The sequence below is a fragment of the Protofrankia symbiont of Coriaria ruscifolia genome (assembly GCF_900634745.1).
Lineage (GTDB): Bacteria > Actinomycetota > Actinomycetes > Frankiales > Frankiaceae > Protofrankia > Protofrankia californiensis.
Map to the genome: position 1 here is coordinate 1 of NZ_CAAAFR010000147.1, position 8,682 is coordinate 8,682.

Genomic DNA, 8,682 nt, shown 5'->3' on the forward strand with positions numbered 1-8,682 from the left:
GGGCGGCATACCCGGCAACCCACGGGTCGGCCGGGTACCGGTGAGGGCCGACCTGTGGGCTGACCCTCACCGGTACTGACTGACTAACCCCTGTCACCTCTGCCGGCTGGCCCTCGCCCCGCCGACTGTTACCGGCTGGCTCCCGCTCTACCGGCGCTCAGCCGGCCACCAGGGTGGCGGTGGAGACGATGTTGCCCCGTGTCGCCCTGGAGTACGGGCAGAGGGCGTGGGCCTGCTCGACGAGCCTGGCGGCCACGTCCCGGTCGACCTGTTCGATCTCGACCTCGATCGCGGCGGCAAGGGCGAACCCGTCGTCATCCGGGCCGATCTCGATCCGTACGGTGACCGCCGACCCGGAAACATCGACTTTCTCCCGCCGGGCGACGGCTTTGAGCGCGCTGTGGAAACATGCGGCATAACCGGTGGCGAACAACTGCTCCGGGTTGGTGCCCGGACCGTCGTCGCCCCCGAGCCCCTTGGGCAGGGACAGGGTCAGGTCCACCCGCCCATCGCTGGACGTCACCCGCCCCTCACGCCCACCCCATGCGGTGGCCTCGGCCGTATACAGAGCCGTCATCGCGATCTCCTCAGATGTGGATTCGATGGCCCGCAACCGTCGACGTGCACGACCCGGGCCATCCGGGTGGAACACCGGCCGGCACTTTTTTCGTCCGCATGGCTCACTCACCGCACCGTCCGCCCTGATCGTGGCGTGGCGCTCGCGGCTGCCAGATGACGACAAGAAGCTTCAGTATGATTACTTTTAGTAAAAATTCAGTGAACATTGGCTACAAACAGTTACTGTTATGTAGTAATCTTGACACCCCTCGTATGCACCGACAACTAGTAGTGTCACAATGCAACCTCGCCAGCACTTCTGGTGACATCGCTAACAGCGGCAATGTGATCTTCTGGACGAAGGAGCCGACCTGCAGCCAGGAGATCATGCACTGTCCGCCCGCAACCGGATCTCTCCGAGGGGGACCATCATGGTGTTACTGAACGCAGCCGGCATCGCAACGGACGGCCCGGTAGGCATCGGGGAACGCGGTGGCGTCAGGGCGCCTGATCTGCCGGCCGATCTGCCACCCGGGGTGCGCGACAACGGCACCGGCAGACCTCCGGCCGGCGACGGCCGCATCGGCCGGCAGGTACGCGTCCCCAAGACCGCCGAGCTGGTCGCCGCGCGCCTGCGACGCCAGATCGTGCGTGGCGAACTGGTCGAGGGAGACGCTCTCCCCCCGGAAGCCGTCCTGATGGAACAGTTCGGTGTCTCGCGTCCGACGCTGCGGGAGGCGTTCCGCGTCCTGGAGTCCGAAGCACTGATCAGCGTCCGGCGCGGGGCTCACGGAGGAGCCCGGGTCCACACGCCCAACGGTGACGTCGCTGCCCGCTACGCCGCGCTCGTCCTGGAATACCGTGGCACCACCCTCGCCGACGTCCACCAGGCCAGGGTGCTCCTCGAACCGTCCTGCGTCCGCCAGCTCGCGCAACGCCGCACGGACAAGGACCTTGCCAGGCTGCGGGTGGCGCTTTCCTCCATCGAGGCCGCCACAGCAGGTGCGGGCCGGCCGGCAGGCGTCCGGGAAGCCCGAGTTCCTGGAGCATCGCGGGCCGCGCTGGCGAGCTTCCACAGCCTCCTGGTGGAACTCGCCGGCAACCAGACCCTGGTCGTCCTTGCCGGGATGCTGCGCCACATCATCGGCATGGCGCACGAGGACGGACTGACCGCCGACACCGATCTGACGCAGACGGGGATACCGGAGGCCGGGGACGACGTTCATGACCCCTACCGGCGGCTGGTCGCGCTGATCGAGGCCGGCGCGGCGGACGAGGCCGAGGGGCTGTGGCGGCGTCATCTCCTGGCGACGATCCCCTCCCCCGGGCGCGACCCGGCCACCGTCTTCGCCCTGCAGGCCCAGGTCCCCGGGTCACCGGAGGACTGATGGCAGCACGATCACGCTTCTCCCGCACTGCCCGAGGCCGAAATCCCAGGATCATCGCTGCTGGGGGAAGTGCCGCCGCCGGATGGGTAAAGTCGATCAGGTGACGCGCGCGGAGACCGATTCTCTGGTCGAGGTCCTCGACCTCGACCGCATCGAAACCAACATCTTCCGCGGTTGGTCGTGGCACACGGCGCCAACCCGGGTGTTCGGGGGCCACGTCGCGGCGCAGGCGCTCATCGCCGCCGGCCGAACCGTCGCCCCTGATCGTCCGGTTCACTCACTGCACGCCTACTTCCTGCTGCCGGGTGATCCCGCGGCACCGATCATCTACGACGTGGACCTGATCCGCGACGGGCGATCGTTCACGACCCGGCGCGTGGTCGCCATCCAACACGGCCGGGCGATCTTCAACCTGTCCGCGTCCTTCCAGCGCGCCACAGACGGCTTGGAGCATCAGTCACCCATGCCGCCGTCACCGCCACCCGACGGGCCGTCCGGTGAGCTTGGCGAGCTCGGCGAGTTCGCCAAGATTCTCTCGGACGACGAGAATCTCTCGGACGACGAGAGCGTCGAGCCTTTCTTCTCCCGGTATCTCGACGTCCGGCTCGTGGCGACCGAAGGGCCTGACGGTTCCATCCAGCAGCCCGTGTGGTCCTCGCACGGGGAGCCGCACAGCCCGCACCAGCGGATGTGGTTCCGTGCCCGGGGGACACTGCCCGCCGATCCGCTCTACCATGTCTGCGCGGTCGCGTACGCGTCCGACCTGCGACTGATCACGACGACCCTGCTCCCGCACAGGTCGACGAACGGCCGGACGATCTCGCTGGCCAGTCTCGATCACGCCATGTGGTTCCACCGTCCGTTCCGCGCGGACGACTGGCTCCTCTACATCCAGGAAAGCCCGTCGGCGTCCGGCTCCCGCGGTTTCGCCCGCGGCGAAATATACACCGCCGACGGCAAGCTCGTCGTCTCCGTCGCGCAGGAGGGCCTCATGCGCGTCGACTCCTGAGCGGATCGCATCCGGATGGGCCCCTCATGTCACCCCGGACTCTGATCGCGTGACCGTACTCCCGACCACGTGACCGCGCTCCCGACCACCCGCTGACCCGCCGCTTGCCGGACCATGGAGGCAAGACCGCCGGAGAGGCCGGCCGACCGGACCTTCCCCCATGATCGTTACCACGATCGAAACGTGGATACCCGGCGTTCGGCAACGAATGTCAACGGCAGGTTGAAGTTTCGACATTTGGCGTCATCAGGGCGTCAACACCACTGGTAGCCGGCTCCTGCGGGGTCGATGCTAGCCGTCGCTGCCGGTGCGGTAGCACAGCAACCAGCGCGGTCCGAGGATGTTTCATGATGTCAGCATTCCCGGGTGACACGTGGGACATCCGGCGTGTCGTGCTTCTCCTCGGGGCATCCGGTCGGGAGATCCGGCGAAACACGAGCAAACACGAGCCTGGTGTCGCCGTCGGCATCCGGGCCGCTGGTCGTGGTGAGGCTGCCATCGCCCCGAGGAGCATCGCCGTACCTCGCCGGTCCCTGCTGTGACAGAAGGAGTAGTTGGTGCGTGACCTGATTTTCGTCGTCCTGACCATCGCAATATTCGCGGTCCTGGGACTTGTCGTGCGCGGAGTGGAGAAGCTGTGACCGCCGAAAACCTGACCGGCCTGGTTCTGGCGATCATCCTGACAATCTTCCTCGTGATCTCCCTGCTTTTTCCGGAGAAGTTCTGACCTACCGGGGCGAAGGCGTTGTAATGGATTTTCCCGCGCTGCTGGTAGATTTTTCCAACCGGGCCGAAGGCGAGGCCATTGTGAAACTTCCTGCGCCATCGACGGCCTTAAGGGGTTACTGAATGAACACCACGACGGCGGGGATCATCTTCGCCGCCTCTCTCGCCATCGCGCTTGGCCTGACCTATCGGCCGTTTGGTGACTATATGGCCCGGGTGTACACATCCGGGCATCACCTACGCGCCGAAAAAGTGATCTATCGGCTGGTCGGTGTCAATCCGGACGCGGACCAGCGATGGAGCACCTACCTGCGCAGCGTGCTCGCCTTCTCCCTCGTCTCGGTAGTGTTCCTGTATGCCTTCCTGCGCCTGCAGGGCCATCTGCTGCTCAACCTCGGCTTCGCCGGGATGGAGCAGGGACAGGCGTTCAACACGGCCACGAGCTTCGTCACGAACACCAACTGGCAGTCGTACTCGGGTGAGTCGACGCTCGGCTACCTCGTGCAGATGTCCGGTCTCGCGGTGCAGAACTTCACCAGTGCCGCGGTCGGCATCGCGGTGGCGATCGCCCTGGTCCGCGGGTTCTCCCGCAACCGCACCGACCAGCTCGGCAATTTCTGGGTGGACCTGGTCCGCGCCGTTGTCCGCGTGCTGCTGCCGATCTCCGCCATCGGTGCGGTCATACTGATCGCGGGCGGCGTCGTGCAGAACTTCCACCATGTCCAGACGGTGGCGACCATTGCCGGCGGCAAGCAGACCGTGACCGGCGGCCCGGTGGCGAGCCAGGAGATCATCAAGGAGTTCGGCACCAACGGCGGCGGTTTCTACAATGCCAACTCCGCCCACCCGTTCGAGAACCCGGCGACCTGGACCAACTGGCTGGAGATCTACCTGCTGCTGGCCATCGCCTTCTCGCTGCCGAGAACCTTCGGGAAGATGGTCGGCGACACCCGCCAGGGCCTCGCGATCGTCTCCGTCATGGTCGTGCTCGCGTTGACCAGCATGTTCCTGGTACACGGCTTTCAGATGGCGCATCACGGCACGGTTCCAGCATCCGTCGGCGCCGCGACCGAGGGCACCGAGACCCGCTTCGGCGTGCCGAACTCGGCCACTTTCGCGGCTGCGACGACGCTGACGTCCACGGGTGCGGTGAACTCCTTCCACGACTCCTACACGAGCCTTGGCGGCGCAGTTCTGCTGCTGAACATGATGCTCGGGGAGATCGCTCCGGGCGGCACCGGGTCGGGACTGTACGGCATGTTGATCATCGCTGTGCTCGCGGTGTTCGTCGGTGGCCTGATGATCGGGCGGACACCCGAATACCTCGGCAAGAAGATCGCCGCGCGGGAGGTGAAGTTCGCCGCGCTCTACATTCTCACCACGCCGACGCTGGTCCTCGGCGTCACGGCATTGGCCATGGCCCTGCCAGGTGAGCGGACGAACATGTTGAACTCCGGCGCGCACGGCCTGTCCGAGGTGCTGTACGCGGCTACGTCGGCAGCAAACAACAACGGCTCGGCGTTCGCGGGTATCACCGTGAACACGAACTGGTGGAACACGGCGCTGGGCATCTCCATGCTGCTCGCCCGATTCCTACCGATCGTGTTCGTCCTGGGCCTGGCCGGCAGCCTCGCCCAGCAGAAGCCGGTTCCTCCGTCAACCGGGACGCTGCCCACCCACCGGCCGTTGTTCGTCGGCCTCGTCGCCGGTGTCGCGCTCATCGTCGTCGCGCTGACCTACTTCCCGGCCATTGCGCTCGGACCGTTCGCGGAAGGCCTTCACTAAATGTCCACGGTTACTGTGAATGAAAACCCCGCCGGGTCGCTGCGGGATCCCGGCTCCTCCCGGCCGCCACGGCGGGTACAGGGTGGATTGCTCGATCCGAAGATGCTCGTTCGTTCCGCCCCGGACGCGTTCCGGAAGCTGAACCCGACCACGCTGTGGCGTAACCCGGTCATGTTCATCGTCGAGATCGGTGCCGTGTTCACCACCGCGCTCGCGATCCGGGACGCCACCGCGTTCGCATGGCTGATCGTCGTCTGGCTGTGGCTGACCGTGGTATTCGCGAACCTCGCCGAGGCGGTCGCCGAAGGACGCGGAAAAGCACAGGCCGACGCACTGCGCAAGGCCAAGACCGACACCGTCGCCCGCCGGCTCGCCGGCTGGGAACCCGGTCAGGTCATCGACGCTGCGCGCATCGAACGGGTCCCCGCTCCGAGCCTGCTCAAAGGCGACCAGGTGGTAGTGGAGGCGGGCGAGTTCATCCCCGGCGACGGCGACGTCATCGAGGGCATCGCGAGCGTCGACGAGTCCGCCATCACCGGCGAGTCGGCCCCGGTGATCAGGGAGTCCGGTGGAGACCGGTCCGCGGTGACCGGTGGCACCCTGGTGCTGTCCGACCAGATCATCATCGAGATCACGCAGAAGCCCGGGGAAAGCTTCATCGACCGGATGATTGCACTGGTGGAAGGCGCGAACCGGCAGAAGACTCCGAACGAGGTCGCGCTGAACATCCTGCTGGCCTCACTGACCATCATCTTCCTGCTCGCGGTCGCGACCCTCCAACCACTGGCGATCTTCTCGAAGGCCCAGCAGCCCGGCGTCCCCGGCAGCGCCGCCCTGAACGCGAACGGCGTCACCGGGATCGTGCTGGTGTCGCTGGTGGTGTGCCTGATCCCCACGACGATCGGCGCGTTGCTGTCGGCGATCGGAATCGCCGGCATGGACCGACTGGTGCAGCGCAACGTGCTCGCGATGAGTGGCCGCGCGGTCGAGGCGGCGGGAGACGTCAACACTCTGCTCCTCGACAAGACCGGGACCATCACCCTTGGTAACCGCGAGGCGCGTGTGTTCATCCCGGTCGGGGATGTGGACGAGCACGAACTCGCCGATGCCGCACAGCTGTCCTCGCTTGCGGACGAGACACCGGAAGGACGCTCGATCGTGGTCTTCGCCAAGACCACGTACGGCCTGCGTGAACGGACCGCGGGCGAACTGTCCACCGCGACGTTCGTCGCGTTCACCGCGCAGACCCGGATGTCCGGTGTCGACCTGGCCGCGCCCGGGCTCCAGGACGGCGGCGGGCGGCAGATCCGCAAGGGAGCGGCCACCGCGGTGCTGGCGTGGGTCCGCGAGAACGGCGGGACCGCACCCAACGACACCGGCCAGGTGGTGGACGGCATCTCCGCGTCCGGTGGGACGCCGCTGGTCGTCGCGGAGGTGACCGGCACCTCCTCGGGCGAGAGTGCCGGGCGGACCGCCCGCGTCCTCGGGGTGATCCAGCTCAAGGACATCGTGAAGTCGGGCATGCGGGAGCGCTTCGACGAGATGCGCAGCATGGGTATCCGCACCGTCATGATCACCGGTGACAACCCGCTGACCGCCCGGGCCATCGCCGACGAGGCAGGGGTGGACGACTTCCTCGCCGAAGCGACCCCGCAGGACAAGCTCGCCCTGATCAAGCGGGAGCAGGATGGCGGCAAGCTCGTCGCGATGACCGGGGACGGCACCAACGACGCCCCCGCGCTCGCCCAGGCCGACGTCGGCGTGGCCATGAACACGGGCACCTCCGCGGCCAAGGAAGCCGGGAACATGGTCGATCTGGACAGCAACCCGACGAAGCTCATCGAGATCGTCGAGATCGGCAAGCAGTTGCTCATCACGCGTGGGGCCCTGACGACGTTCTCGATCGCCAACGACGTCGCCAAGTACTTCGCGATCATTCCGGCGATGTTCGCGGCGGTGTACCCGGGGCTGGACAAGCTCAACATCATGCGGCTGCACAGCCCGGAGTCCGCGATTCTGTCCGCGGTCATCTTCAACGCACTGATCATCATCGCGTTGATCCCGCTTGCCCTGCGCGGTGTGCGCTACACGCCGAGCAACGCTGCGGCGATGCTGCGTCGCAACCTCTACATCTACGGACTGGGCGGCCTGATCATCCCGTTCATCGGGATCAAGCTGGTCGACCTGATCATCCAGTTCATCCCCGGAGTTCGGTGATCATCATGGCCTCCTCGCGCCTGCCTGGCTTCGTCCGGCATCTCCTCGCCGCCCTGCGCGTTCTGCTGGTACTCACGGTGATCACCGGCATCGCCTATCCACTCACGATCACCGCGGTCGCCCAGCTGCCCGGCCTCAAGCACAGGGCGGACGGCTCCCTGGTCAAGGCAGCCAATGGACAGGTTGTCGGCTCGGCACTGATCGGCCAGCTGTTCACCGACTCCGACGGCAACCCGATCCCGAAGTACTTCCAGTCCCGTCCGTCGGCGGCCGGCGACGGCTACGACCCCACCGCGACATCCGCGTCCAACCTCGGTCCGGAGGATGCCGTCGACGCCTTCGACGACCCCGCCACCACTGACGACGACGAGAGCAAGCAGAGCCTGCTCACCCAGGTCTGCGGCCGCAGCAAGGCCGTTGGGGAGCTCGAAGGTGTCAACGGACAGCGTCCGTACTGCACCTCGGGCGGTGTCGGCGCAGTCCTGTCGGTGTTCTACCGTGACCCGGGCTACGCCGGGCCGGTCACCCGGGTCGTCAGCGTGAACGAGGAATGCCCGGCGGAGCCGTTCGTCGCCACCTACGAAGGTGTGAAGGTCGAGTGCGCGACGCTGGGCGGCGACTACGCGGCGGGCAGGCGCGTCATCGTCCCCGGGCCGGGCAAGAGCGAGGACAACCCGGTGCCCCCGGACGCGGTGACCGCCTCCGGCAGCGGCTTGGACCCGGACATCTCCCCGGCCTACGCCAACCTGCAGGTGAGCAGGGTCGCAAGGGCCCGTGGGCTCGACCCGGCAGTGGTCCACAAGCTGGTCGAGGACCGGGTGGACAACCGTGCGCTCGGCTTCCTCGGCGAACCCACGGTCAACGTCCTCGAGCTCAACCTCGCCCTGGACAAACTGCGTACGAGCTGACGCCGCCCGGCCGAAGCGACTCCGGTCAGGGCAACACAGCCGCCGGGTGGTGCGCGGTACTCGTCTTCAGTCCCGCCACGCGCCACCCGGC

8 protein-coding genes are annotated in these 8,682 nt (G+C 66.8%); 7 read left to right on the forward strand and 1 reads right to left on the reverse strand.

Going from position 1 to position 8,682, the window contains the following annotated elements; genetic code table 11:
- Nucleotides 1-157: 157 nt before the first annotated feature.
- Nucleotides 158-577, reverse strand: a complete 420-nt coding sequence (locus CV1CTNOD_RS16020) for an organic hydroperoxide resistance protein (RefSeq protein ID WP_131767692.1) — start codon at nucleotides 575-577, stop codon at nucleotides 158-160.
- Between the two features lie 412 nt (nucleotides 578-989).
- On the opposite strand from CV1CTNOD_RS16020, the gene CV1CTNOD_RS16025 reads away from it, so the two are divergent.
- The 7 genes from CV1CTNOD_RS16025 to CV1CTNOD_RS16060 all read left to right on the forward strand — a co-directional run bounded on the left by CV1CTNOD_RS16025 (nucleotide 990) and on the right by CV1CTNOD_RS16060 (nucleotide 8,591).
- Entirely contained in the window at nucleotides 990-1,946 is a 957-nt protein-coding gene (locus tag CV1CTNOD_RS16025; protein WP_131786868.1) for a FadR/GntR family transcriptional regulator, read from the forward strand.
- 82 nt (nucleotides 1,947-2,028) lie between these two features.
- Entirely contained in the window at nucleotides 2,029-2,955 is a 927-nt protein-coding gene (locus CV1CTNOD_RS16030; RefSeq protein WP_131786869.1) for an acyl-CoA thioesterase domain-containing protein, read from the forward strand.
- Between the two features lie 347 nt (nucleotides 2,956-3,302).
- Complete coding sequence (locus CV1CTNOD_RS16035) at nucleotides 3,303-3,497, forward strand: hypothetical protein (protein WP_131786870.1); 195 nt, start codon at nucleotides 3,303-3,305, stop codon at nucleotides 3,495-3,497.
- A gap of 95 nt (nucleotides 3,498-3,592) precedes the next feature.
- Nucleotides 3,593-3,682, forward strand: a complete 90-nt coding sequence (gene kdpF, locus CV1CTNOD_RS16045) for a K(+)-transporting ATPase subunit F (RefSeq protein WP_131786871.1) — start codon at nucleotides 3,593-3,595, stop codon at nucleotides 3,680-3,682.
- Nucleotides 3,683-3,804: 122 nt separating this feature from the next.
- Nucleotides 3,805-5,466: a potassium-transporting ATPase subunit KdpA gene (kdpA, locus tag CV1CTNOD_RS16050; protein WP_131786872.1), complete on the forward strand. Its 1,662-nt coding sequence runs from the start codon at nucleotides 3,805-3,807 to the stop codon at nucleotides 5,464-5,466.
- Nucleotides 5,467-7,683, forward strand: coding sequence for a potassium-transporting ATPase subunit KdpB (gene kdpB, locus CV1CTNOD_RS16055; protein ID WP_131786873.1), 2,217 nt, complete (start codon nucleotides 5,467-5,469; stop codon nucleotides 7,681-7,683). It begins immediately after the preceding gene.
- Between the two features lie 5 nt (nucleotides 7,684-7,688).
- Nucleotides 7,689-8,591: a potassium-transporting ATPase subunit C gene (locus CV1CTNOD_RS16060; RefSeq protein WP_131786874.1), complete on the forward strand. Its 903-nt coding sequence runs from the start codon at nucleotides 7,689-7,691 to the stop codon at nucleotides 8,589-8,591.
- Nucleotides 8,592-8,682: the final 91 nt, after the last annotated feature.